At 61.2% G+C, this 23,491-nt stretch carries 22 protein-coding genes; all 22 read right to left on the bottom strand.

All coding sequences use genetic code 11. The features are described from left to right. Window positions 1-14: 14 nt before the first annotated feature. On the bottom strand, window positions 15-995 hold the full coding sequence (locus EIC84_RS13430; protein ID WP_003063786.1) for a sterol desaturase family protein: 981 nt from the start codon (window positions 993-995) through the stop codon (window positions 15-17). A gap of 21 nt (window positions 996-1,016) precedes the next feature. Beyond that, window positions 1,017-1,844 (bottom strand): polysaccharide deacetylase family protein, encoded by an 828-nt coding sequence (locus EIC84_RS13425; protein ID WP_034361734.1) that lies wholly within the window; start codon window positions 1,842-1,844, stop codon window positions 1,017-1,019. 72 nt (window positions 1,845-1,916) lie between these two features. Further along, window positions 1,917-3,083, bottom strand: a complete 1,167-nt coding sequence (locus tag EIC84_RS13420) for a YncE family protein (RefSeq protein ID WP_003063790.1) — start codon at window positions 3,081-3,083, stop codon at window positions 1,917-1,919. 279 nt (window positions 3,084-3,362) lie between these two features. Beyond that, window positions 3,363-3,887, bottom strand: a complete 525-nt coding sequence (locus tag EIC84_RS13415; protein WP_003063794.1) for a phosphoribosyltransferase — start codon at window positions 3,885-3,887, stop codon at window positions 3,363-3,365. A 40-nt stretch (window positions 3,888-3,927) separates the two neighbouring features. Next, entirely contained in the window at window positions 3,928-5,304 is a 1,377-nt protein-coding gene (locus tag EIC84_RS13410) for an adenylosuccinate synthase (protein ID WP_003063796.1), read from the bottom strand. Window positions 5,305-5,341: 37 nt separating this feature from the next. Continuing rightward, window positions 5,342-6,490, bottom strand: a complete 1,149-nt coding sequence (locus EIC84_RS13405) for an ATP phosphoribosyltransferase regulatory subunit (RefSeq protein ID WP_003063798.1) — start codon at window positions 6,488-6,490, stop codon at window positions 5,342-5,344. Between the two features lie 93 nt (window positions 6,491-6,583). Beyond that, window positions 6,584-6,772: a DUF2065 family protein gene (locus EIC84_RS13400; protein WP_003063799.1), complete on the bottom strand. Its 189-nt coding sequence runs from the start codon at window positions 6,770-6,772 to the stop codon at window positions 6,584-6,586. A gap of 147 nt (window positions 6,773-6,919) precedes the next feature. Beyond that, window positions 6,920-7,810 carry a protease modulator HflC gene (gene hflC / locus EIC84_RS13395; protein ID WP_003063801.1) on the bottom strand — a complete coding sequence of 297 codons (891 nt, stop codon included), beginning with the start codon at window positions 7,808-7,810 and terminating at the stop codon, window positions 6,920-6,922. A gap of 11 nt (window positions 7,811-7,821) precedes the next feature. Then, on the bottom strand, window positions 7,822-9,213 hold the full coding sequence (gene hflK, locus EIC84_RS13390; RefSeq protein WP_003063802.1) for an FtsH protease activity modulator HflK: 1,392 nt from the start codon (window positions 9,211-9,213) through the stop codon (window positions 7,822-7,824). A 71-nt stretch (window positions 9,214-9,284) separates the two neighbouring features. Further along, window positions 9,285-10,448, bottom strand: coding sequence for a GTPase HflX (gene hflX / locus EIC84_RS13385; RefSeq protein WP_003063804.1), 1,164 nt, complete (start codon window positions 10,446-10,448; stop codon window positions 9,285-9,287). 101 nt (window positions 10,449-10,549) lie between these two features. Continuing rightward, window positions 10,550-10,804, bottom strand: coding sequence for an RNA chaperone Hfq (gene hfq, locus EIC84_RS13380; protein WP_012839170.1), 255 nt, complete (start codon window positions 10,802-10,804; stop codon window positions 10,550-10,552). Between the two features lie 104 nt (window positions 10,805-10,908). Then, window positions 10,909-12,249 (bottom strand): ribosome biogenesis GTPase Der, encoded by a 1,341-nt coding sequence (gene der, locus EIC84_RS13375; protein ID WP_003063809.1) that lies wholly within the window; start codon window positions 12,247-12,249, stop codon window positions 10,909-10,911. 15 nt (window positions 12,250-12,264) lie between these two features. After that, complete coding sequence (gene bamB / locus EIC84_RS13370; protein WP_003063811.1) at window positions 12,265-13,440, bottom strand: outer membrane protein assembly factor BamB; 1,176 nt, start codon at window positions 13,438-13,440, stop codon at window positions 12,265-12,267. 2 nt (window positions 13,441-13,442) lie between these two features. Then, window positions 13,443-14,120, bottom strand: coding sequence for a tetratricopeptide repeat protein (locus EIC84_RS13365; protein WP_003063813.1), 678 nt, complete (start codon window positions 14,118-14,120; stop codon window positions 13,443-13,445). Between the two features lie 49 nt (window positions 14,121-14,169). After that, a complete protein-coding gene (gene hisS, locus EIC84_RS13360) occupies window positions 14,170-15,486 on the bottom strand; it encodes a histidine--tRNA ligase (RefSeq protein ID WP_003063815.1) in 1,317 nt (438 codons plus the stop codon). 199 nt (window positions 15,487-15,685) lie between these two features. Continuing rightward, window positions 15,686-16,966 (bottom strand): flavodoxin-dependent (E)-4-hydroxy-3-methylbut-2-enyl-diphosphate synthase, encoded by a 1,281-nt coding sequence (gene ispG / locus EIC84_RS13355; protein WP_003063818.1) that lies wholly within the window; start codon window positions 16,964-16,966, stop codon window positions 15,686-15,688. 19 nt (window positions 16,967-16,985) lie between these two features. Next, entirely contained in the window at window positions 16,986-17,975 is a 990-nt protein-coding gene (locus EIC84_RS13350; RefSeq protein WP_003063821.1) for a helix-turn-helix domain-containing protein, read from the bottom strand. Beyond that, a complete protein-coding gene (gene pilW, locus EIC84_RS13345) occupies window positions 17,968-18,819 on the bottom strand; it encodes a type IV pilus biogenesis/stability protein PilW (protein WP_223305607.1) in 852 nt (283 codons plus the stop codon). Before pilW ends, EIC84_RS13350 begins: the two co-directional genes overlap by 8 nt. A 25-nt stretch (window positions 18,820-18,844) precedes the next feature. Further along, window positions 18,845-19,966, bottom strand: coding sequence for a 23S rRNA (adenine(2503)-C(2))-methyltransferase RlmN (rlmN, locus tag EIC84_RS13340; protein ID WP_034361741.1), 1,122 nt, complete (start codon window positions 19,964-19,966; stop codon window positions 18,845-18,847). A gap of 132 nt (window positions 19,967-20,098) precedes the next feature. Next, window positions 20,099-20,524, bottom strand: coding sequence for a nucleoside-diphosphate kinase (gene ndk, locus EIC84_RS13335; RefSeq protein ID WP_003053316.1), 426 nt, complete (start codon window positions 20,522-20,524; stop codon window positions 20,099-20,101). Window positions 20,525-20,646: 122 nt separating this feature from the next. Continuing rightward, complete coding sequence (locus EIC84_RS13330) at window positions 20,647-22,236, bottom strand: pseudouridine synthase (RefSeq protein ID WP_003063829.1); 1,590 nt, start codon at window positions 22,234-22,236, stop codon at window positions 20,647-20,649. Beyond that, window positions 22,233-23,405, bottom strand: a complete 1,173-nt coding sequence (scpB, locus tag EIC84_RS13325; RefSeq protein WP_034361743.1) for an SMC-Scp complex subunit ScpB — start codon at window positions 23,403-23,405, stop codon at window positions 22,233-22,235. Before scpB ends, EIC84_RS13330 begins: the two co-directional genes overlap by 4 nt. Window positions 23,406-23,491 lie beyond the last annotated feature (86 nt).

The following is a 23,491-nucleotide window of genomic DNA, read 5'->3' as shown; positions in this document are numbered from 1 at the left end:
ACTCAAGGATTGACTTATGCGCGACCCATCAATCGCAGGACAGCCAGCCACTGCTGCGCCCAGAAGCCACGGCCATAGTCGCGCAATTGACCTTTTGCATTCGCTTGCACCTGATCGCGAATACCCGTGGGGTCATAGCGCAGATCAAAGTTGGCCGTGCCAAACAATATGTCCCACCAAGGCAGCAATACGCCGAAATTGTTGCCATGCACCTTCTTGTTGCGCACGGGCGCCATGGGTTCGTGGCCGATACCGATGGCGTGGTGGCGGCGGTGAAAGCGTGGACTGATCCACAGGCGCTCGCCCAGCTGGCCAAACCAGATGCGCACGTTGGCATGCTGAAAGCTCTCGCTGAGCTGGGTCAGGGCCACGATGGCCACGAACTGCCCCGGAGCCACGCCAATCAGCTGTGCCACCAGCACGATGATGGCGTCATGGATCACGTCGTCTAGCAGGTGATTGCGGTTGTCGCTCCACACCGTCATCTGGCGCTGCGAGTGGTGCACGGCATGCAGCTTCCACCACCAGGTAAAACCGTGCTGGCCTCGATGAATCCAGTACTCGACCAGATCGAAGACGACCAGATACATCAACAGGCTGACCCAGGCATTGTCCGTCACGCCCGGCCAGATATCGTCAAGATGAAAGCCGGGCATGCCCAAGACATGAAGCCTGCCCATGAGGGCATCCCACAAGGGATCGATCGTGAAGAACAATGCCAACCGGAAAAATCCCAGCCGGTGAATCAGCGTGTAGAGGATGTCCACGCGAATCGCCTGGCGGTCCACCAAGGGCTCGACTGGCCTCCAGCGCTGCAGCGGCACGATCACCGCGACCATGACCGCTATCTGCAGCAAGCCCACCAGCAGCCAGCCTGTGGCCGTGTAGCCATCTTCGAGCAGGTTCGCCATGCCGAAATGGAACAGAAACGGCTGAACCACGCCTTCAAACAAGCGTTGCTGTGCCTCTCCAAACATCTGAACCAACCAATCCACAACTCACTCCTCTTGCAGCACTCAGCGGTGCTGCGCAATCCAGCCCTGGTACGCCGGATGCTCGGCCAGCGTACGAAAGCAAAAACCCTTATCCAGCAGACCGACGATCAGAGGCTCCAGCACCGCCGGGGCCCAGGGATCCTGGCGCGACCAGATGCCGAGGTGGGCCAGCAAGATATCGCCGCCACCTATGTTTTTGAGTGCCTGGGCCAGCAAGCGTTCATTCGGATATTTGTCGCTGGGCAGCTCGTCGCCCAGAAAGCCTGCCGGCGCCCAGCCCACATGCTGAAAGCCACCCTGCTGCGCTGCGGCAATCAGCGCGGGCGATGTCTTGCCGCCCGGTGCACGATACAGCGGCAAGGTCTTGCGACCCGTGATCTGGGTCAGCCGCTGGGCGGAGCGCGCAATCTCCTGGCGGTATTCATCGGCAGATACCACAAAGCTCTGACCGGCTCTGGGCCCGGCCGAGGGCTTGACCTTGAAGTGCGTGACCTGACCCGAGGCCTTGTCGCGGATATCGGCCAGCCAGTACATATGGTCGAAGGTATGGGATGCGAGCTGGTGACCTTCGTCGGCACGCGCCTTCCACCAGGGCGCCCAGAAGTCGCCCAGACTGCTGCCCCCCTCCTTCGTGGCCTCATTGGCCGCAAAGAATGTGACGGGAACCTTGTGCTTTTGCAGCACCTGGGCGACAAGCTGGGCTATGCCCATATGCCCGGTGTCGAAGGTCAGGTAGACCGCCTTGGAGCAAACGCCTGAAGCCATCTTCTTTGCCGCTTCGGCAGCAAAGGCTGGAACGGCAGACAGGCCGCCGACCAGCGAGCCGAGCATGAAACAACGTCTTTGCATCCACCCTCCTTGAGGTGGCCAACACGGAGACCAAGCCATCCCTGCCGTTTCGATGCAGCAGGGACAAGCACCTTAGCGCGCGGCGTGGGACAGCGTCCAGACACCGTGAGGCGACTTGCCCACATTGACCTGATTGACCACCTTCTTCTCCACCGTGTCGATCACCGACAGCTTGCGCGCCCAGCGCGAGGCCACGAAGATGTAGCGGCCGTCGGCCGAGACATCCATGCAGTCGGGGCCGCCAGGCGCCGGGTAATTGGCAACGACCTGGCTGCTGACCATATCGATCTTGCTGATGGTATTAGCCACGCGATTGCTCACGTACAGATGGCGGTCATCGCCAGCAGCGCGGAAGGCATGGGCGCCGGCTGCCGTCTTGATCTGACCCAGGCTGCGTGGTTCGGGACCGGTGATGTCGAAGACTTCGACACCATCGCCGCCCGTCAGGCCGACAAACAGCTTTTTGCCATCAGGGCTGCCATAGACGTCCGCAGGCATGGGGCCGGTGGGCACTCGGGCCTTGATGGTCTGGGTGGCGATATCGATGGCCACCAGGGCGTCGCTGTCCTGCATGGTGGAGTACAGCGTCTTGCTCTGCGCGTCGATGAACAAATGGCTGGGCGTCTTGCCGGTGGAGACGCGCTTGACCAGGGTCGGCGTCTGCGTGGCCGCATCCCAGCGGTAAAAATCGATGTGGTTGAGGCGGTTGGCTGCCGTGACGAACCACTTCATATCCGGCGAAAAGCGCAGGTGGTATGGGTCCACGATATCGCGGATCACGCGCTGCACGGCACCCGTGCGCGGATCCACCAGAGTCAGCGAATCGCCCAGCGCATTGGCCACCACCAGCGACTTCTCGTCTGGCGTCAGATACAGGTGATGAGGCTCCTTGCCCGTGGGAATGCGCGACTGCTCCTTCCAGGTCTGCGGATCGATCACGCTGATGGATGCATCCAGGGAATTGAGCACAAAGATGGGCGTTGGGCCTTGGACTGCACGCGCAGCCTGTGCGGGCTTGACAGCGGCGGGCGACACAGGTGCACCGGTTGCAACTGCCGCCGCGGGCGCGACCACAGGAGCGGCAGCGACCGCCGGAGCGGCTGCCTTGGCAGACTTGAAACCGGGCAAGGCCGAAGCCCCCAACCATGCCGCGGCGCCCACGCCCACGACCAATGCCACAGCAGCGCCAGTGCGCCCAATAGAAAGACGTCCCACAACCACCACCTTCTCAGAATCCATGCAGTGTAGCTGCGCCAATGCAGCCGCTGCCAACACAAGCCTTCTGGTTTACAAAGCTTGTTGAAATGCCGCGCCAAGCTTGCCCGATCGGCGCAGGCCGCATCATGACAACAATTCAAAACAGGAGCAGCTAGCTCCTGCTTTTATTACGGTACAGCTTTAAAAAAGCTTGAAACCGTTGGAATAAAGGCACATGACGCTCATCTATTGATGAACATCATTGCTCTATAAAAAAAGGAGCCCCAAAAGGGCTCCTTTGCCAACGTCGGTGACGGGTCCTCAGACCTTCCACTTCTCCGCCAGCTTTTCGGGATTCAGCGTGTCATAGCCTTCAAAAGGCTGGTGAATCCAGGGGTTGGTGGCCAGGAAGTCCACCGAGTAATCAGGCTCGAAGGTCGACACGCCCTTGGTCCAGATCACGGCGCTGCGCAGCTCCGTAATAGGTGCGTAGTTGGTCTTGAGCATGGCGATCACGGCCTTGAGCGTGGCGCCCGAGTCCGCCAGATCGTCCACCAGCAGCACGCGGCCGGAAATATCGCCCTTGGGCGTGGCGATGAAGCGGCCGATGTCCAGGTGGCCCTGCACCGTGCCGGCTTCGGCGCGGTAGGAGCTGGTGGACATGATGGCCAGGGGCTTGTCGAAAATGCGGCTCAGGATGTCGCCGGGACGCAGACCACCGCGTGCCAGGCACAGGATGGTGTCGAATTCCCAGCCGGACTGGTGGATCTTGATGGCGAGCTTTTCGATGAGACCGTGGTACTCGTCGTAGCTCACATACAGGTGCTTACCGTCTTCTGTCAGCATGGGCACAGTTCCTTTGAAAGTTCAGTAAAACCCGGCCCGATCAGGCGGCGCTGTACGGGTTGTGCATCAGGATGGTGTGGTCGCGGTCGGGGCTGGTGGACACCATGGCAATGGGCACACCGGTCACTTCGGCGATACGGTCCAGATAGCGGCGAGCGTTCACGGGCAGCTTGTCGTACTCGGTCACACCCACGGTGGAGTCTGTCCAGCCAGGGATGGATTCGTAGATGGGCTTGCAGCGCTCGATATCGTCCGCGCCCAGAGGCAGCAGGTCGATCTTCTCGCCGTCCAGCTCGTAGCCCACGCACAGTTGCAGCTCTTCGATGCCGTCCAGCACGTCCAGCTTGGTGATGCACAGACCGGACAGACCGTTGATCTGGGCCGAGCGCTTGAGCAGCGCAGCATCGAACCAGCCGCAGCGGCGCGAACGACCGGTGGTCACGCCCTTCTCAGCGCCCACGGTGGACATGACCCAGCCGGGAGTGCCTTCCTTTTCCCATTCCAGCTCGGTGGGGAAGGGACCGCCGCCCACGCGGGTGCAGTAAGCCTTGGTGATGCCCAGGATGTAGTGCAGCAGACCTGGGCCCACGCCAGCGCCTGCGGCGGCATTGCCGGCCACGCAGTTGGACGATGTGACATAGGGGTAGGTGCCGTGATCCACGTCCAGCAGCGTGCCTTGCGCGCCTTCGAACAGCAGGTTGCCGCCTTCGGCGTGAACGGCATTGAGCTCGCGCGAAACATCGGCAATCATGGGCTTGATCAGCTCGGCATGACGCATGGCTTCTTCGTACACGGCGTCGAACTGAACTTCGCCGTCCTTCATGTAGGGAGCCAGGCCGGCACCGAAGTCGAAGTTCTTGGAGCCCAGCACGTTCACCAGAATGTGGTTGTGCAGGCTCAGCAGCTCGCGCAGCTTGGTGGCGAAGCGCTCGGGGTGCTTCAGGTCCTGCACACGCAGGGCACGGCGGGCGATCTTGTCTTCGTAGGAGGGGCCGATGCCCTTGCCGGTGGTACCGATCTTCTGCACGCCACCCTTTTCACGGGCCGCTTCACGGGCCACGTCCAGAGCCTGGTGGAAAGGCAGGATCAGCGGGCAGGCTTCGGACACGCGCAGACGCTCACGCACTTGCACGCCGGCCTTTTCCAGACCTTCGATTTCTTCAAACAGCTTGCCCACGGAGAGCACCACACCGTTGCCGATGTAGCACTTCACGCCGGGACGCATGATGCCGCTGGGAATCAGGTGCAGAGCCGTCTTCACGCCGTTGATGACCAGTGTGTGACCGGCGTTGTGACCGCCCTGGAAACGCACGACGCCGTTGGCGCTTTCGGTCAGCCAGTCAACCAGCTTGCCCTTGCCCTCATCACCCCACTGGGTGCCGACGACGACCACATTGCGACCTTTGGATGTATTCATATTCCAATCCGATAAATCGAAGAATTAGTCAAATGCCTTAAATGGCTTGCACGACCCATTGCCCGCCGACATTGGCAAGCTCACGGTCGCAGTGGAACTCATCCACTTCGCTTTCATGCCCTGGCAGCACGCAGACCACCGTCTCGCCCTGCTGGCGCAATGCGGCAATGGCGGCAGCCACTTGCGCGTCATCACCCCAGGGGGCGCGAATGGCAGCCTTGAGCGGACGCTCGGGCACGACAGCCACCAGTTGTTTGATATCGAGACTGAAGCCGGCAGCGGGACGGTTGCGCCCGAACACTGCACCGACTTCGTCGTAACGGCCACCGCGCACCAGGGCATCGCTGCCGCCGGGCACATAGATCGCAAAGCGCGTGCCGCTGTAGTAGGAGTAGCCACGCAGATCGGCCAGGTCGAAGCTGACCTTGACGCCATCCAGATGCTGCACCAGCCAGCGCAAATGCGACAGCACATTGCGCACGCCGGCAGTGCGCTCCAGCAGCTTTTCAGCTTGATCGAGCACTTCCATGCCGCCGTACAACTGCAGCAACGCCATCAGGCCTTCACGCGAGGCTTCGGGGAAATCGCGGGTCAGCTGAGCCAGCTCGGTTGCATCCTTGGAGGCCAGGGCCGCATGCACGCCGCGCAGCACCTGCTCGTCCACCATCACGCCAGCCAGCAGGCTGCGCACGATGCGCACATCGGCCAGATCCACGATGACGTCCTTGACGCCCGCTCCCTTGAGGCAGTCGAGAGCCAGATGCAGGGCTTCGAGGTCGGCTTCCAGGCCTTCATGGCCGTAGATTTCAGCACCGAACTGGAACGGCTCACGCGTGGCACGCGGACGATCGGGGCGCGCATGAACGACAGGACCGCAGTAGCACAGACGGGTTACGCCCTTGCGATTGAGCAAATGTGCATCAATGCGCGCCACCTGCTGCGTCATGTCTGCACGCAGGCCCATGGTGCGACCAGAGAGCTGGTCAATCAGTTTGGAGGTTTGAAGGGCAAGAGCTTCGCCTGTACCCGTCAGCAAGGACTCCAGATACTCCAGCATGGGTGGCATGACAAGCTCATAGCCATAGCTGCGCGCAGTATCGAGCAATCCTCGACGCAATTCTTCGATGTGCCGTGCCTCGGAGGGCAAAACATCGGCAATGTGATCCGGCAGGACCCAAGCAGACATGGAGAAATGGGGAGGCTGTTAAAAATGCGATTCTACCGGCTTTGCCAGCCCTGCCCAATTTGACCGCTAAGGCCTAGCCAGTATCGGCAGTATTTAAAGCAGCACCAGCATGATGGCGCCTGCTGCGATACAGAGCAATCCGCAAAAGCGCAGCTGCCCATCCCTGAGCTGCAGCAACTGGGAAAACAGCTGGCGCCACAGCCCGGGCGCGAACAGGGGCAGCAACCCCTCCAGCACCAGCAGCATGGCGATCGCCAGTCCCAGGACCTCCCACCAACCCATTGCCATCCCCCCAATAGACAATGGCCCTCAAGGGGCCATTGCTTGTATCGTTGTCAAAGCTTTCCGAACTTGCGCAAACAAGGGTGCACAACAGGCATTTCTATCGGCAAAACACCATGCCCGATTCGAATTTGCGCAAGCCTAGGCCTATTTGCCAGCGGAGCCGCCACTGCGATAAGCCTTGAAGAAGTCGCTTTGCGAAGGATCTAGCACCAGTACATCGCTCTTCTTGGAGAAGCTCTCCTTGTAAGCATCCAGACTGCGATAGAACTGCGCAAACTGCGGATCCTTGCCAAAGGCTTCTGCATAGACCCGTGCCGCTTCAGCATCACCCTCACCCTTGATCTTCTGTGCATCGCGGTAGGCATTGGCAATGGTGATGTCACGTTGACGGTCGGCCTCGGCGCGAATCTTTTCACCCTCAGCCGCGCCCGTGGAGCGCAGCTCGTTGGCCACGCGCTTGCGTTCGGCCTCCATACGGCGATAGACGGACTCGGTGATGGTCTCGGCATAGTCCACGCGAGTGATGCGCACATCGACGATATCGACACCCCAGGGCTTGGAGCCGCGCACGGTTTCCAGCACTTCACGCTTGACGTCGGCCATCAGCGTTTCACGCTTGGAAGACAGCAGCTCACGCACAGTACGGCGGTTGATCTCTTCCTGAAAGGCATTGCGCACCACACGGTTGAGCTGCATGGCACCGGCAGATTCATCCAGACCCACGTTACGGATGTATTCCGAAGGCTCGGAGATGCGCCAGCGCACATACCAGTCGATGACCACGCGCTGCTTTTCAGCCGTGAGCATGGGCTCGGTATCGGTGCTGTCGAGCGTCAGCAGACGCTTGTCGATGTAACGCACGTTCTGCAGCGGTGGCGGCAGCTTGAAGTTAAGCCCGGGCTCGGTGATCACTTCCTTGATCTGACCCAGCGCATAGACCACACCGAACTGACGCTGATCCACGACAAACAGGGTCGAGCTCAGCAAGGCCAGCACCACGAGAATGCTGGTGACAAAAAATCCGATTCGATTCACTGCATTCTCTCCTAGCGTGCGTCACGGTCACGGCTGCGCGCATCGCGGCTGCGGGCATCACCGGCGGGATTGGGTACTACACGTACGTTGGCTGGAGCCGAAGCTGCGCCGCCGGCAGCTGCATCACCCGACGCAGCGGGAGCGGCGGCGCTGCCACCCACGTTCTGCATGATCTTGTCCAGAGGCAGATACAGCAGATTGGAGCCCTGGCGCGACTCCACCAGAACCTTGGTCACGTTGGTGTAGACCTGCTGCATCGCATCGATGTAAAGACGGTCGCGTGTGACCTGAGGAGCCTTCTGGTACTCGGAATACAGCGAACTGAAGCGTCCGGCATCACCCTGAGCCTGGGCCACGATCTTGGACTTGTAGGCCGCAGCCTCCTCACCCAGACGCGCCGCCGCACCCGCAGCACGAGGCACCACATCGTTGGCATAAGCCTGGGCCTCATTCTTGGCACGCTCACGCTCCTGACCAGCCTTAAGCACATCGTCAAACGAGGCCTGCACCTGCTCGGGCGGCCGCACGCCGCCTTGCTGCATATTGATGCCCACCACCTCAACGCCTACCTTGTAGCGATCCAGAATGGACTGCATCAGATCGCGTACTCGCGGCGCGATCTGATCACGCTCCTCAGCCAGAGCCGCGTCCATCTTCATCTTGCCGACGACTTCGCGCACGGCGGACTCTGCCACCTGGATCACGGCCTCGGAAGGACTGCGGCTTTCGAACAGCCAGGCTCGCGCATCGCTCAGACGGTACTGCACGGCAAACTTGATCTCGACGATGTTCTCGTCCTCGGTCAGCATTGCCGATTCACGCAGCCCCGTGCTGCGCACGATGTTGTCGCTCCCCACCTCCGCAGAGCGGATCTGCGAAACATAGACCAGCTCATGCTTTTGAACGGGATAAGGCAGGCGCCAGTTGAAGCCCGCTCCCACGGTGCTCTTGTACTTGCCAAACTGCGTGATGACGGCCTGCTGGCCTTCCTGCACGATGAAAAAGCCCGTACCCAGCCAGATCAGCACGGCCACGCCGGCAATCAGGAAAATTCCTTTGCCGGGGTTGAAAGGCTCGCCAGGCTGACCGCCGCTGCGGCTGGGTGGCACACCACGGCCGTTGCCGGAGCCACCACCGAACAGACCGGAAAGCTTGCGATTGAGATCACGCCACACCTCCTCCAGATCAGGCGGCTGGCCTTGCTGAGGAGAGGAAGGACGGGGTCGCTGCTCGGGTGCGGGCGGCATCGGAGGACGCTCCCCTTCGGGTGCCGAGCTGTCCGGCTTGGAGCCATCTTCGTTATTGTTGTCGCCACGACCCCAGCGCGGATCGTTCAAATTGAACATCCCGCGAATGCGTTGCGGCAGCACCGCCAGGCGATGGACGCGTTGTGAAAAATTCATGCGAGACGTCTCTGTGTTTTCAAAAAGACATGGACCATGGCAAGCATTGTGCCCAATAGGAACGCAAGCCCCTAGTATTGCGCGTCGTCATCAGGGGACATCCAGTACGTATCGTCCTGCCCCTCGACTTCTTCGCGTGCCGCCTCTTCACGTACCTGCAAAACCCGGTCAGCCAACATCTGCCGCAGCTGCGCCAGCCCCTGCCCCGAGCGAGCACTGACAAACACACGCGGCACCGGCGTGCCATCGAGCTCATACATATCCTGCAGCAGGGCAGGCTGACGCTCGGGCTCAATGGCATCCAGCTTGTTGAAAACCAGAATCTGGGGCACATCATCGGCCCCGATTTCACCCAGAACTTTTTGGACTTGTTGTATTTGTTCGGGGAATCCGGGGTTCGATGCATCCACGACATGCAGCAGCAGATCGGCGTCAATCGCCTCCTGCAAGGTGGCCTGGAAAGCATCCACCAGACCGTGCGGCAAGTCACGAATAAAACCGACGGTATCCGACAGGGAAACCGACTCCTCGGCCTCCGCCAGATACATCTGCCGGGTGGTGGTATCCAGCGTGGCAAACAGCTGATCTGCGGCATAGGCGCGGGCCTTCACCATGGCATTGAACAGCGTGGATTTGCCGGCATTGGTATAGCCAACCAGGGAAATATTGAAAACTTCGCGACGCGAGCGCTGACGCCTCTGCGTGGAACGCTGCTTCTTGACCTTTTTCAGGCGCTCCTTGGTGCGCTTGATGGCATCGTCAATCATGCGGCGGTCAAGCTCGATCTGCTTTTCACCGGGGCCGCCACGGCCGCCGATACCACCAGCCTGACGCTCCAGGTGACTCCAGCGGCGCACCAGGCGCGTGCTGATGTATTGCAGGCGAGCCAGCTCCACCTGCAACTTGCCTTCATGGCTGCGTGCACGCTGGGCGAAGATTTCCAGAATCAGCATGGTCCGGTCGTTGACCGGCATCTGGATATGGCGCTCCAGATTGCGCTGCTGCGCCGGGCTCAGAGCCTGGTCGAACCAGACTTCCTTGGCGCCGTGCATCTGGGCCAGCATGCGGATCTCATCCGCCTTGCCACTGCCCACGAACAACGCGGGATCGGGAGCTTTGCGCTTGCAGGTCAAGCGCGCCACGGGTTGCAAGCCAGCGGTCTGTGCCAGCAGGCCCAGCTCTTCCAGCTCGTCATCGAAATGGGGAACACCAAAATCCACGCCCACCAGCAGCACTGGCGCAGACGCGGAACGTTCAAAGGATTCAGAACTCAAATACCTGTCCCGTAGGGTAAGAGCCGCGCCGGACTAGCCGGCGGGCGTTGACGCAAGAAAGCTTAGGCAGCAGCGGCGTCGTTGTCAGCCGGAGTAGCGGCCGAGAAGTTCACGGCGCGACCGGGAACGATGGTGGAGATGGCGTGCTTGTATACCATCTGGGTCACAGTGTTGCGCAGAAGCACCACATATTGGTCGAACGACTCGATTTGGCCCTGCAGCTTGATGCCGTTGACCAGATAGATGGAGACCGGCACATGTTCACGACGCAGTGCGTTCAGGAACGGATCTTGGAGGAGTTGACCTTTATTGCTCACGATATTCTCCGTGTTCGAAGAGTGTTGTTGTAAACCGACACATTACCACAGGGCCCGGGAAAAACAGCAAAAAGGGTTTTCCCGTAGGCACCAGCAGATAGCTATTAATCCTTGTCGGCGTAAGGATTATGGGAGGTTTTCAAGTCGATGCGCAACGGGGTGCCGACAAGATTGAACTCCTTGCGGAAACGACCTTCCAGAAAGCGCTTGTACGCATCGGTGACCAGTTCCAGCGAGTTGCCATGGATCACGATGATGGGCGGGTTCATGCCGCCCTGGTGGGCATAGCGCATCTTGGGACGATAGGCTCCCACCTTCTTGGGCGTCTGGAACTGGATCGACTCCATCAGGATGCGCGTCAGCACAGGAGTAGGCATCTTGCAGGTGGCTGCACGATGGGCCTGGATGATGGATTTCCACAGCGGCTCGAGACCCTGACGCTTTTGTGCCGAGATGAAGTGCAGCGGCGCAAACTTCAGGAAGGACAGGCGCGTCTCGATGGAGCGCTCCAGCATCTGACGCTGGTAGTCATCCACGGCATCCCATTTGTTGATGCCCAGCACGACCGAGCGGCCGCTTTCCAGGATATAGCCCGCAATATGAGCGTCCTGGTCGGTCACGCCTTGCGTGGCATCGATCAGCAGCAACACGACGTTGGCGCCTTCGATGGCCTGCAGCGTCTTGACCACCGAGAATTTCTCGATGGCTTCGAACACCTTGCCCTTGCGGCGCAGACCGGCTGTATCGATCAGCTCGAACTTCTGACCATTGCGCTCGAAAGGCACGGTGATCGCATCGCGCGTGGTGCCGGGCATGTCAAAAGCCACCAGACGCTCTTCACCCAGCCAGGTATTGATCAGCGTGGACTTGCCGGCATTGGGACGACCTGCCACCGCCAGACGTACGGGCTTCTGATCTTCCTCGCCAAAAACCTCTTCTTCAGGCTCGGGCAGATTCAACAGACCCAGGGCTGCATCGACCAGGCTGCGCACACCCTGACCGTGGGCGGCAGACACGGGCACGACCTCGCCAAGACCCAGCTCATAGAACTCGGACAGCTGCACGCCATCCTTCATGCCTTCGGCCTTGTTGGCCACCAGAATGGTGGGCTTGCCCAGACGGCGCAGGTAGTTGCCGATCTCGTGATCCTGACCGGACAGACCGGCACGCGCATCCAGCACGAAGATCACGACATCGGCTTCCGCCACGGCTTGCTGCGTCTGCTTGGCCATCTCCTTGAAGATGCCGCGCGATGCGTCCGGCTCGAAGCCGCCCGTATCGATGACGATGTACTCATGCTTGCCCTGACGGCCCTGGCCGTAATGGCGGTCACGCGTCAGCCCTGCAAAGTCGGCGACGATGGCATCCCTCGACTTCGTGAGTCGATTGAACAGCGTCGACTTGCCCACATTGGGGCGCCCTACCAGGGCAATAACTGGCTTCATTCCAAAAACAACCTATCAATCCGGCTTGAAGCCATACACAGTTCCGCTTCGGCTGACGATCACCAGAGTATTGGCGGCGACAACCGGGGAAGTGGCAACTCCTGCCTTGTCAGTTTCCAAACGGGCCAGTGCAGAGCCGTCTTCACGCGAGAGCATGTGCACTGTCCCCAAATCATCGGCCAGCACCACGGAGCGGCCCAGCACCAGAGGTGCCGTCAGCTTGCGGTACTGCAGCTTGTCGATGGACCACAGACGCTGACCGTCTGCACGATTCCAGGCCTGTACCGTGCCGTTGCTTTCGGCGCCAAACACGGCCTGCTCGTCGCCCGCCACGCCATCGCTACCCTTGGAGGTCTGCGTCCAGCGCACATTGGCCGTGCTCACATCCACGCACCCCACCGAGGCCTGGAACGCACGTGCGCAGACACTGCTGCCCACACGGCTGACGGGACCAACCAGATCCACCAGTCGCTCCACATCGTTGGTCCCGCGCGGTGCGGCCAGAGGAGCCATCCAGCGCACCGAGCCATTGTCAGGATCAACACCTGCCAGACGTCCGGACACGCCTACCACCAGATTATTACCAACGGCCTGCAAAACGCCTGGCTGACGCAAAATAAGCGGTTCATTGCTGGGGCCTTCAACCGACCACAGCTCACGACCCGTATTGGCATCGAAGGCCGCCAGAGAACGGTCAGCCGCCATCACGAACACGCGACCGCCAGCCACCAGAGGCGGCGTATAGACTGCGGCAGTCAGATTGCTCTTCCACAGCTGCTTGCCTTCGGCAAACACCATGAGCTGGTTGCTGCGTGTAACCACCGCTGTGCGCTGGCCGTCGCTGCCCACGCCGGTGGTCAGCGGCTCGCCCGCACTGAACTTGCCCAACTGGCTGCCGGTATTGCCATCAAGCGTCGTAACGCTGCCATCCTTGGTGACCACGGTGACGGTATTACCCTGCACCAGCGCAGGCATGGCCAGAGGCACTTCGCTGCCCAGCTTGGCCGACCAAGCCTGATGCACCGCGATCTTGCCTGGATTGGGCCCCAGGTCCAGGGGCTTGGGCTTGTCCTTGCCGCCGAACATGGAACAAGCAGCCAGCGACGCGGCCACAGCAGTCAGCACCAGCACACGGGCTGCGGATTGCGCTGCGGGGGCAGCGAACTTCACTTGATGGGCAAAAGTCTTCAAGATTATTTCTCCGACGGCGTTGTCTTGACCAGGGTCGCGGCTTCAGGAGCCACGCCCAGCGCATTCAGCTTGAATTCCACCAGATGGCGGTAGTCCAGATCCTTGTCCAGCGCCTTGTAGGCAGCCTGGTACTGGGCAACCGCCTCAGCCTGCTTGCCCAGCGCCACATACAGATCGCCACGGCGATCAGCCTGTAGACCGGCATAGGACTCGGGCATGGCCGCCTCAAGCACCTTCAGACCTTCGTCATAGCTTTTTTGCTGCTCCAGCACGGAAGACAGACGAATGCGAGCGAGGGCCTTGAAGCTTTCATCGCCCTTTTCGGCCACCCAGCTCAGTTGAGCCTTGGCATCATCGAGCTTGCCGGCATCCACCGAGGCCTTGGCCATCAGCAAAGCCGTCTGAGCGGCCTGTGCCGTGCCCGCGTACTTGTCCCGCAACTCGCTGAAAGCCTGGTCGGCGCGCGCCGCATCCTTGGCCGTCAGCGCTTCGTCCACGGCGAACTCCAGGGCCGAGGCCTGGGTGGCCTGACGCTTTTGCCAGTACTGCCAGCCGTTCCAGCCGGCCAGTCCGAGAAAGACCACGACCAGCACGCTGGTGATCAGAGTTCCCCAGGAATTCCAGAAATGCTTGAGCTGCTCAATTTGCTCTTGTTCTTCAAGATCGAGATGATTTGCCATGGCTACTTAGATTGGATGGAACGCTGGTCGGAAAACGAGGTGCGGAAAATCAAACCGCCGATTTTAGGCTGCCGGCCCACAGGGCCACGTCCGCCAGAGCTTGCTGCACCTGCTGGCCTTCGCCGTCGCGCAGCGACTTCACAGTCACCTTGCCCTGGGCCAGCTCGTCGGAGCCGAAGATCAGGGCAAAGCGTGCACCCGAGCCATCGGCCTTCTTGAACTGGGACTTCATCGAGCCCATGCCCTCGGCCGAGCCGCCGGCCGCGGCATGCATCTGAACCGCCACACCGGCTGTACGCAGCTGCTGCACGGTCTTGAAGACCTGAGGCAGCACCGAGGCGTCGGGAATGATGGCGTAGACATCGGCTGCGGGCTGGGGAATCTCCACCCCCACCTCCTTGAGCACTTCGAGCACGCGCTCCACGCCCATGCCCCAGCCCACGGCCGGAGCGGGCTTGCCGCCGATTTCCTCGATCAGATAGTCGTAACGACCGCCGCCGCAGATCGTGCTCTGCGAACCCAGCTTGTCGGTAATGAACTCGAACACCGTGAGGTTGTAGTAATCCATGCCGCGCACCAGACGCGGGTTCAGGCTCCACGCCACGTCGTTGGCATCCAGAATGTCCTGCACAGCCTTCAGATGCGCCTTGGATGCATCGCCCAGATAGTCCATCAGCCTGGGAGCTGCGTTGACCATTTCCTGCATGGCAGGATTCTTGGTGTCCAGAACGCGCAGCGGATTGCTGTACATGCGGCGCTTGGCTTCCTCGTCCATCACCTCGGTGTGCTGCTCGAAGTAGGCAATCAACGCCTCGCGGTGGGTCTTGCGCTCCTCGGGCTGACCCAGGCTGTTGAGCTCCAGACGCACGCCTTCAATGCCTAGTTCTTTCCAAAGTTGAGCGGCCAGCAGAATCACTTCTGCATCCAGCTCGGGACCGGCAAAACCCAGGGCTTCCACACCGACCTGGTGGAACTGGCGATAGCGACCGCGCTGGGGCTTTTCGCGCCGAAACATCTGACCGATGTAGAACAGACGCTTGCCGCCTTCATACAGCAGATTGTTTTCCACCACCGAACGCACCACGCCGGCCGTACCTTCAGGACGCAGGGTCAGATGCTCGGCCTGGCCATGCTTATCCGCCCGGTCCTCAAAGGAGTACATCTCCTTTTCGACGATATCGGTCACCTCGCCCAGGCCGCGCACAAACAGGGCCGTGGGCTCGACGATGGGGGTGCGCATATTGCGATAGGCAAAGCGGCCCATCAGATCGCGCACCTTGGCTTCAAACCACTCCCAACGCGCCGAATCGGGTGGGAGAATGTCGTTCATGCCTTTGACGGCGGTCAGTTTTTCGTTCTTGGCCACGTGAAGTCTCACACTTGGGCTACTAGCAAAACAAGAGCATATTGCGCACAACAATCATGCCCTTCAACTAGAAACCTAATTCAAATCCATACAGATAGCGCGCAAGCAGCTATCAATTCCAAAGTCTTGGCTCGCTGGCATTGTGCCAGCAAGCGCAATCACCACCCGCATGCCGGGCCGCTGCAAGCGCTCAAGTCGCTCAGGCCTTCAGGCCGTAGCGGCGCTGCACATATTCCAGCACCAGGGTCTGAAACTCCTCGGCGATATGTTCGCCGCGCAGCGTCAAGGCCTTCTCGCCGTCAATGAACACCGGCGCCGCAGGCGCTTCGCCATTGCCGGGCAGGCTGATGCCGATATCGGCATGTTTGCTCTCGCCGGGGCCGTTGACGATGCAACCCATCACAGCCACCTTCATGGCTTCCACGCCGGGGAACTGGGTGCGCCAGACCGGCATTTCACCACGCAGGAAATCGTCGATCTTCTTGGCCAGTTCCTGGAAAGTGGTACTGGTGGTGCGACCGCAGCCCGGGCAGGCGGTGACGCTGGGCACGAACACGCGCAGACCCAGGGCCTGCAGAATCTCGGAGGCCACCACAACCTCCTGCGTGCGCGCTTCACCGGGCTGGGGCGTGAGCGAGACGCGAATCGTGTCGCCAATGCCCTCTTGCAGCAGCACCGACAGTGCAGCAGTGGATGCCACCGTGCCCTTGGTGCCCATGCCGGCCTCGGTCAGACCCAGGTGCAGCGCATAGTCGCAGCGGCGCGCCAGCTCGCGATAGACCGAGATCAGATCCTGCACACCGCTGACCTTGCAGGACAGGATGATGTTGTCGGGGTTCAAGCCGATATTCCTGGCCAGCTCGGCCGAGGTGATGGCCGAGGTGATCAGTGCCTCGTACATGACCTGGCGCGTTTCCCAGGGCTGCGCCCGCTTGCTGTTCTGGTCCATCAGCTCGGCCATGATTTCCTGGTCGAGCGAGCCCCAGTTCACGCCGATGCGCACAGCCTTGTCGTATTTGGCCGCAATCTCGATCATCTGACCGAATTGCTTGTCCTTCTTGTCGCCCTTGCCCACGTTGCCAGGGTTGATGCGGTACTTGGACAGCGCCTGGGCGCAGTCGGGGTAGTCGGTCAACAGACGGTGGCCGTTGTAGTGAAAGTCCCCCACCAGCGGCACATACTCGCCCATGCGGTCGAGCTGCTCACGGATATAGGGCACGGCCGCCGCCGCCTCGGGCGTGTTCACCGTGATGCGCACCATCTCCGAGCCGGCCTGGGCCAGCTGTCGCACCTGGATGGCGGTTTCAACCGCATCCACGGTGTCGGTATTGGTCATGGACTGCACGCGCACGGGCGCATCGCCCCCCACGGTGACCACGTTGTTGCGCCACACCACCCGGGCCTGGCGCGATTTGCGCGGCAGCGGGCTGGCGATGGCTATCGCCTGGCTGAGCTGCTGCGAGCTTTGAGAATCTTGCACTCTTGTTTACCTCGAACGGTTACTTCACCTCGAAGCGAGCCACATTGTCGCGTGTGCTCGAGATATCGAAGGGTTCACCACGTACCGTCACCTGCGTGCCCTTGGCATTGCCCACAATCACCGACAGGGGCAACTGGCCTTCGGCAGTCGCAGTTTCATCCTTGGACAGGGTCTTCTCCAGCACCACCTTGCCGGCTCCATCCCTGACCTTGACCCAGGACTGGCCGGTATTCACCTTCAGCACCAGCAGGCCGGCAGCGCCGGTCACGGGCACAGCCGCCTCGGTTGCCGGGGCTGCGGTTTGAGCAGCTGCCACAGATGCGGCGGGAGCGCTTGCTGCAGCACCATCGCCAGGCATGCCGGCCGCAGCAGCAACCGACACAGACTCTGTCACCGGCGCCGCGGGTGTGGCAGAACTGCCCTGTGCACCGCCCTCGGCCTGGGCAAGCGGTTCTGCAACCGAAGCGCTCACCGCAGCCGTCTGGTCAGACTGGGCCTGAGCCGGCGCTGGCGCGCCTGCCCCATCGGCGCCGTCAACCATCTGATGGAATGGCACAAAGTACACGGCAGCGGCAGCTGCCAGCAGAATCAGCACGCCTGCCGCAATCTTGCGAGAGCTGCTGTTGCCAGAGTCCAGCGGTGTACCCGTGACCTTGAAGCTGCTGCGCACCTTGACGGTCTCGTTGATGCCTGGACCCGCATTGGCAAGGCTTTTGATCTCGCTGCGTGGCAGCTTGGCCAGCACCGATTCGGCATCGATATGCAAGGTCCGGCACATTCCCATGGCCAGAGCACGCATGAACACATGATCGGGAAAGGCCGCATAGTCATCGGCCTCCAGCGCCTCCAGCTTGTGCTGCGGCACCTTCAATGTCGCAGCCATCACGGGCAACTGCATCCGGGCTGCTTCCCGTGCCTGACGCAACAAGACTCCGGCCGTGGCCTGACCCTGAGTTGGCACCTGCTCTTCGCTTTGCATAGTTTCCTCTTCCACCGCAGCCTCATTCATTGAAAGCTCCACGTTCATAGGCCAGCCACTGACGCGATTGAGGAAAACGCTCGCGCAGTTGATCGGCCTGTTGACGCACTCCAATATCGTCGTGCAGTGCCCTGTCTATTTTGATCCCCAGCCAGAGGCTTTCCGCACTGGCCTGATTGCTATTGTTATTCAAGCGCCGGATGTAGAACTGCGCCTTCTTCAGATCACCTTTGAGCCAAAGCACATTTGCCAGGTTGTAGCCTGCAGCGGGGTTGCCCACATCCATCTCGTAGGCACGAAACATGTTCTGGTAGGCCTGCTCCAACTGTCCTGCCTGCTGGTAGCACATGCCCTTGGCCAGCAGGGTCCTGGGCTGTTCGCGGTAGCCCGGAGCCTGCAAGGCTCTATCAAACCACTGCTGGGCTACGTCGAAATGCTTTTGCTGGCATTGCATCCAGCCGTAATTGTGAATCTGGTTGCCGTCGCGCGGATTGAGATCCACGGCCTTGCGCATGGCGATCTCGGCCTGCGTCCAGTCCTGGTTCTGCATGAGGATCAGGCCCAGCAGGCCGTATGCATCGGCGTAATCGGGCTTGGCAGCCAAGGCCTGCCCTACCTCGTCCATGGCCACATCCAGGCGCCCGGCCTGGAAGTAATTGGCAGCCAATTCCAGGCGAATCTGGGCACGGCGATTGGCATCGGCGATCTGGGCCCCGCCCGTGCCAACCACAGAAGCCTGGGGTACGGACGTAGAGGAAGTGGTGGTGGTCGTTGTCGAAGTACAACCCACAAGTGCCGCGACCGCAACCGGTACCCCCCACCGGGCCAACAAGCCCCAATGTTGCCAAACCGGTCGCTGTACCACTGCCCTCATTGATTGTCCTTTATTCAAAACTCCGTCAAGACACCTGCTTGAGCGGGATAGTACGCTGCTTGGCCATACGCTCGGCAGCGCGAGTTCTGTCCTTCACGTCGCCCGCGAGCTGACCACAGGCCGCATCGATATCGTCACCGCGGGTCTTGCGCACTGTGGTCACGATGCCGGCATTGCTCAGCAACGTAGCGAACTCGGTCACACGGGCCGAAGGCGAGCGCAGCAGACCCGAAGCGGGGAAGGGATTGAACGGGATCAGATTGAACTTGCACCAGCTCTTGCCATCGCCGCGCGCGCGCACCAACTCTATCAGCTGGCGCGCATGCTCAAGCTGATCGTTAACGCCGTCGAGCATGCAATATTCAAAGGTGATGAAGTCACGCGGCGCGAACTCCAGATAGCGCTCGCAGGCATCCAGCAACTCGGCAATCGGGTACTTCTTGTTCAGCGGCACCAGGTTGTCACGCAGCGGATCATTGGGCGCGTGCAGCGACACCGCAAGCGCCACCGCGCAGTCCTGCGACAGTCGATCCATCATGGGCACCACGCCCGAGGTGGACACCGTCACGCGACGACGCGACAGGCCATAGCCATGGTCGTCCAGCATCACGCGCAAGGCAGGCACCAGCGCACTGTAGTTCTGCAAAGGCTCGCCCATGCCCATCATCACCACGTTGGAGATGATGCGATCTTCGGTGCCGAAGCGCTTGCGCAGCGAATGCTCGGCATACCAGAGCTGGGCAAGGATTTCGCCGGTATTGAGGTTGCGGCTGAAGCCCTGATGCCCCGTCGAGCAAAAGCGGCAGCCCACGGCGCAACCTGCCTGGGACGATACACACAGCGTGCCGCGGTCGTCCTCAGGAATGAAAACGGATTCAACGGCATTGCCGTCGCCCACATCGAACAGCCACTTCACGGTGCCATCGGCAGAGACATGCTCCGTCACCACAGGCAAAGCGGTAATGTGGGCCCGGCTTTTGAGCTTTTCGCGCAAAGACTTGGCCAGATCTGTCATCTGGTCGAAATCGGATGCGCCACGCTGGTGAATCCAGCGGAACAGCTGCGTCGCACGGAAACGCTTCTCCCCGAGCTGCTCGCAATAAGCGGTCAGTCCTTCGAGGTCAAAATCAAGCAAATTAGTAGTCATATCGGCATGTGGCGAGGCGTCTTGCGAACGGTGTTTGCCACGCCGTGGCCAGCATCTTCAAGTGCTGACACCCGCCTTGCACGAATGCAAAGCGCTGGCGTCAGCGAGAGCATGCTGTAAAGCTAGCGTGGATTAACGCGAGTACACGTTCATGCCGGGGAAGAAGAAGGCAACTTCCACAGCAGCAGTTTCAGCAGCGTCGGAGCCGTGCACGGCGTTGGCATCGATGCTGTCGGCGAAGTCGGCGCGGATGGTGCCCTTCTCGGCCTTCTTGGGGTCGGTGGCGCCCATCAGTTCACGGTTCTTCAGGATGGCGTTCTCGCCTTCCAGAGCTTGAATCATCACGGGGCCGGAGACCATGAAGTCCACCAGATCCTTGAAGAAAGGACGGGCAGCGTGCACAGCGTAGAACTGCTCGGCTTCGCCGCGCGACAGGTGCACCAGCTTGGCAGCCACGATCTTCAGGCCAGCAGCTTCGAAGCGGGCGTAGATTTGGCCGATCACGTTCTTGGCAACTGCGTCGGGCTTGATGATGGAGAGGGTACGTTCGATAGCCATGATGATTATTTCCTAATCAGGGTTACTATGGGTTTTTGCCGAAAAAGCAAAACAGTTGATTTTAGCGGTGCCGCCATAGACCTTGAAGTCCGGGCAGCACTCAAATCCTTACGGATGCCTTTTTAGCGACCGCCGCGGCGACCGCCACCACCGCCGCCACCAGGGCGACGCTTGGCGTTCTGACGGGCACGCGAGAGGCTGTCGCTGCCGATATAGCCCACCGAGGTGCGCATGGGATCGGGCTGACCGCCTCCCTGCGAGCGGCCCGAGCCACCGGAGCGGCCGCCGGACTTGTTGCGCGGGTTGTCACCCAGCATGCCGCTGGGTGCCGGACGATTGCCGTCCCACTCGCCACGGCGCTGGCCGCCGCCTTCACGACGCCCCTGGGGTGCGCGATCGGCATTCATGCCATTGCCACGGCCGCCGCTGCGGTTGTTGCGACCGCCACGGTTGTTGGCGCCACGGGCACCGCCGCTGCTGCGCTCGACGGGAGCGCGCTCCTTGACACCGGCTGCCGACATCAGCGCCTGGATATCGGCCTGATCAAGCTCCACCCAGGCGCCGCGCTTGAGGCCACGCGGCAGCATCATGGCGCCGTAGCGGATACGGATCAGACGGCTGACGGCATGGCCCACGGCCTCGAACATGCGTCGCACTTCGCGGTTGCGGCCTTCGGAGATGGTCACGCGGTACCAGCAGTTGGCACCTTCGCCACCGCCATCTTCCACGGCACCGAAGCTGGCTTCGCCGTCTTCGAGCTGCACGCCGTCCAGCAGACGCTGCTTTTCTTCCTTGCTCAGCGCGCCCAGCACGCGGGCCGCGTATTCACGCTCCAGGCCGAAGCGGGGGTGCATCAGCGAGTTCGCCAGCTCGCCCGAACTGGTGAACAGCAGCAGACCTTCGGTATTCAAGTCCAGACGACCCACCGACTGCCACTTGCCATGCTGCAGCTTGGGCAGCTTGCGGAACACCGTGGGGCGGTTTTGCGGATCGTCATGCGTCACCACTTCGCCCACGGGCTTGTGATAGGCAATCACGCGTGCAGGAGGGGGGTCGATACGGAAGCGGATGGGCTGGCCGTTGACCTTGACGATATCGCCGAACTGAATGCGCTGGCCGACGTGGGCAGGCTCGTTGTTGACCGAGATGCGCCCTTCCAGTATCAGCTGCTCCATCTCCAGGCGCGAGCCCATGCCGGCCTGGGCCAGCACCTTGTGCAGCTTGGGAGAATCGACCTGGGGCGCAAGCACGCGCTTGGCGGGCATGGCGCTGCCGTTCTCTTCCTCGTCGTCGAAGTCGCCCGAGATCACATCGGCAAAGTCGATGTTCTGACCCTTGCGTCCCTTGGGCCCATGAGGAGCAGCAACGCTCTGCACAGGCACTTCGGCAACGACGGCATCCACTGCATCATGACCCTGGTCTTGGTCCTGGGACTGCAGCTCCTGCTCGGCCACGGGCTGAACCGGCTCCTCGACGGCCACGGCTTCTTCGGTACGCGGCTTGGTCACGCGCTTGCGCGCAGGCTTGACCTCGCCAGCAGCGTCCTTCTTGACGCCGGCGCGCTTGCGCGGTGCGGCAGGCTTTTTGGCCTCGGCGGCATCCTTGGCCCCATCGGCCTTGGCTGCGCGGGGCTTGCGAGTCTTCTTGACCGGTTCGGCTTCGGGCGAAGCGGCTGCGGACTCGGGCATCGGGTTCGATGTCTCGTTGTTCATTCCAGTTTTCCTTCGGGGATGACGCCATCGTCACCCTCCACAATTCCTTGTTCTGCTGACCCGACGGCATCGTCGGCCCGCGCTTTCGTCTTTGCGTCCTCGGCCTCGTCGTCGTCGCTGCCGTAGTCATCCTCGAGAAACGCCTTCAGGCCCACCCACTCGGTACGTCCGGCTTTCTTGGCCGCCGGTTTGGGCTCCGGCTCTGCCGCCTTGGCAGTCCTGGCGGGCCTGGCCGCCTTGGGCTTGCTCACGGATGGCGGCTCCTCAGTCGGCCCTGGCTCCGAATCCGGTAGCTCAATCACTATCTCTTCAGTAGCATCTTGCTCAATATCACTCTGCGCCTGGTCCGGATATGACTCCAACTCTGGCGCATCCACCTCGGACTGAAGCTCCGACACAAGCTCTGCAGGCGCTTGCGCCACTGGGTCAACATCGGTATCCGGCAGCTCCTCGGCGCCATCTTCCTCGTCCGGGGCACCCAGGATTTCACTCTCGGCAGCATCGGACTCTGTAGCGACATCCGCACCCTCTGCGACTTCGACCGGCTCTGAGACTTCCACACCCTCCTGGGGCTGGGCATCCTCCGCATCGGCCTGCGGCACGGCGGTCTGGTCGCCCTCCTCCCCATCCAGCGCCTTGAACAGACTTTGCTGGGCCTGGGTTTCCTCCAGCATGGGCAGCTGATCCAGCGACTGCAGACCCAGATCATCGAGAAACTGGCGCGTGGTGGCAAACAGCGCAGGCCGCCCCACGGTTTCACGGTGGCCGATGACCTCGATCCAGCCTCGGTCTTCCAGCTGCTTGATGATCAGGCTGTTCACGGTCACGCCGCGAATATCCTCGATATCACCCCGCGTGACCGGCTGACGGTAGGCAATGATGGCCAGCGTCTCCAGCGTCGCCCGCGTGTACTTGGGCGGCTTCTCGGGGTGAAGCTTGTCCAGGTAGACGCGCATCTCGGGCCGGCTCTGGAAACGCCAGCCAGAAGCCACCTGCACCAGTTCCACGCCCTTGAGGGCCCAGTCCTTTTGCAGGTCCAGCAGCAAATCCTTAACCGTGTCCGAGCCCAGCACATCATCAAAAAGTGAGCGCAATTCCCGCAGCGTTACAGGCTGCGGGGCACAAATCAATGCTGTTTCAAGAACCCGCTTGGCATCTACCGTATTCATGGGCGCAGCGTTTCGGGAGCGGCTGTCGCACCGACTGCGGTGGGACGCCTGATTCTAAGAAGAGAGGGAAGCGCCCCAAAGATGCC

Origin of the sequence: Comamonas sp. A23 (assembly GCF_004522605.1) — a bacterium.
GTDB classification, from domain to species: domain Bacteria; phylum Pseudomonadota; class Gammaproteobacteria; order Burkholderiales; family Burkholderiaceae_C; genus Comamonas; species Comamonas thiooxydans.
This window is presented reverse-complemented; position numbering and strand designations above follow the sequence as displayed.

What these genes read in the sequence shown, in the direction of transcription:
- EIC84_RS13425 (WP_034361734.1), bottom strand. Translation starts at nt 1,844, where the DNA reads ATGCAAAGACGTTGTTTCATGCTCGGCTCGCTGGTCGGCGGCCTGTCT.
- EIC84_RS13420 (WP_003063790.1), bottom strand. Translation starts at nt 3,083, where the DNA reads ATGGATTCTGAGAAGGTGGTGGTTGTGGGACGTCTTTCTATTGGGCGC.
- EIC84_RS13415 (WP_003063794.1), bottom strand. Translation starts at nt 3,887, where the DNA reads ATGCTGACAGAAGACGGTAAGCACCTGTATGTGAGCTACGACGAGTAC.
- EIC84_RS13410 (WP_003063796.1), bottom strand. Translation starts at nt 5,304, where the DNA reads ATGAATACATCCAAAGGTCGCAATGTGGTCGTCGTCGGCACCCAGTGG.
- EIC84_RS13405 (WP_003063798.1), bottom strand. Translation starts at nt 6,490, where the DNA reads ATGTCTGCTTGGGTCCTGCCGGATCACATTGCCGATGTTTTGCCCTCC.
- EIC84_RS13400 (WP_003063799.1), bottom strand. Translation starts at nt 6,772, where the DNA reads ATGGGTTGGTGGGAGGTCCTGGGACTGGCGATCGCCATGCTGCTGGTG.
- hflK (WP_003063802.1), bottom strand. Translation starts at nt 9,213, where the DNA reads ATGAATTTTTCACAACGCGTCCATCGCCTGGCGGTGCTGCCGCAACGC.
- der (WP_003063809.1), bottom strand. Translation starts at nt 12,249, where the DNA reads ATGAAGCCAGTTATTGCCCTGGTAGGGCGCCCCAATGTGGGCAAGTCG.
- EIC84_RS13365 (WP_003063813.1), bottom strand. Translation starts at nt 14,120, where the DNA reads ATGGCAAATCATCTCGATCTTGAAGAACAAGAGCAAATTGAGCAGCTC.
- EIC84_RS13350 (WP_003063821.1), bottom strand. Translation starts at nt 17,975, where the DNA reads ATGAATGAGGCTGCGGTGGAAGAGGAAACTATGCAAAGCGAAGAGCAG.
- pilW (WP_223305607.1), bottom strand. Translation starts at nt 18,819, where the DNA reads ATGAGGGCAGTGGTACAGCGACCGGTTTGGCAACATTGGGGCTTGTTG.
- rlmN (WP_034361741.1), bottom strand. Translation starts at nt 19,966, where the DNA reads ATGACTACTAATTTGCTTGATTTTGACCTCGAAGGACTGACCGCTTAT.
- ndk (WP_003053316.1), bottom strand. Translation starts at nt 20,524, where the DNA reads ATGGCTATCGAACGTACCCTCTCCATCATCAAGCCCGACGCAGTTGCC.
- EIC84_RS13330 (WP_003063829.1), bottom strand. Translation starts at nt 22,236, where the DNA reads ATGAACAACGAGACATCGAACCCGATGCCCGAGTCCGCAGCCGCTTCG.
- scpB (WP_034361743.1), bottom strand. Translation starts at nt 23,405, where the DNA reads ATGAATACGGTAGATGCCAAGCGGGTTCTTGAAACAGCATTGATTTGT.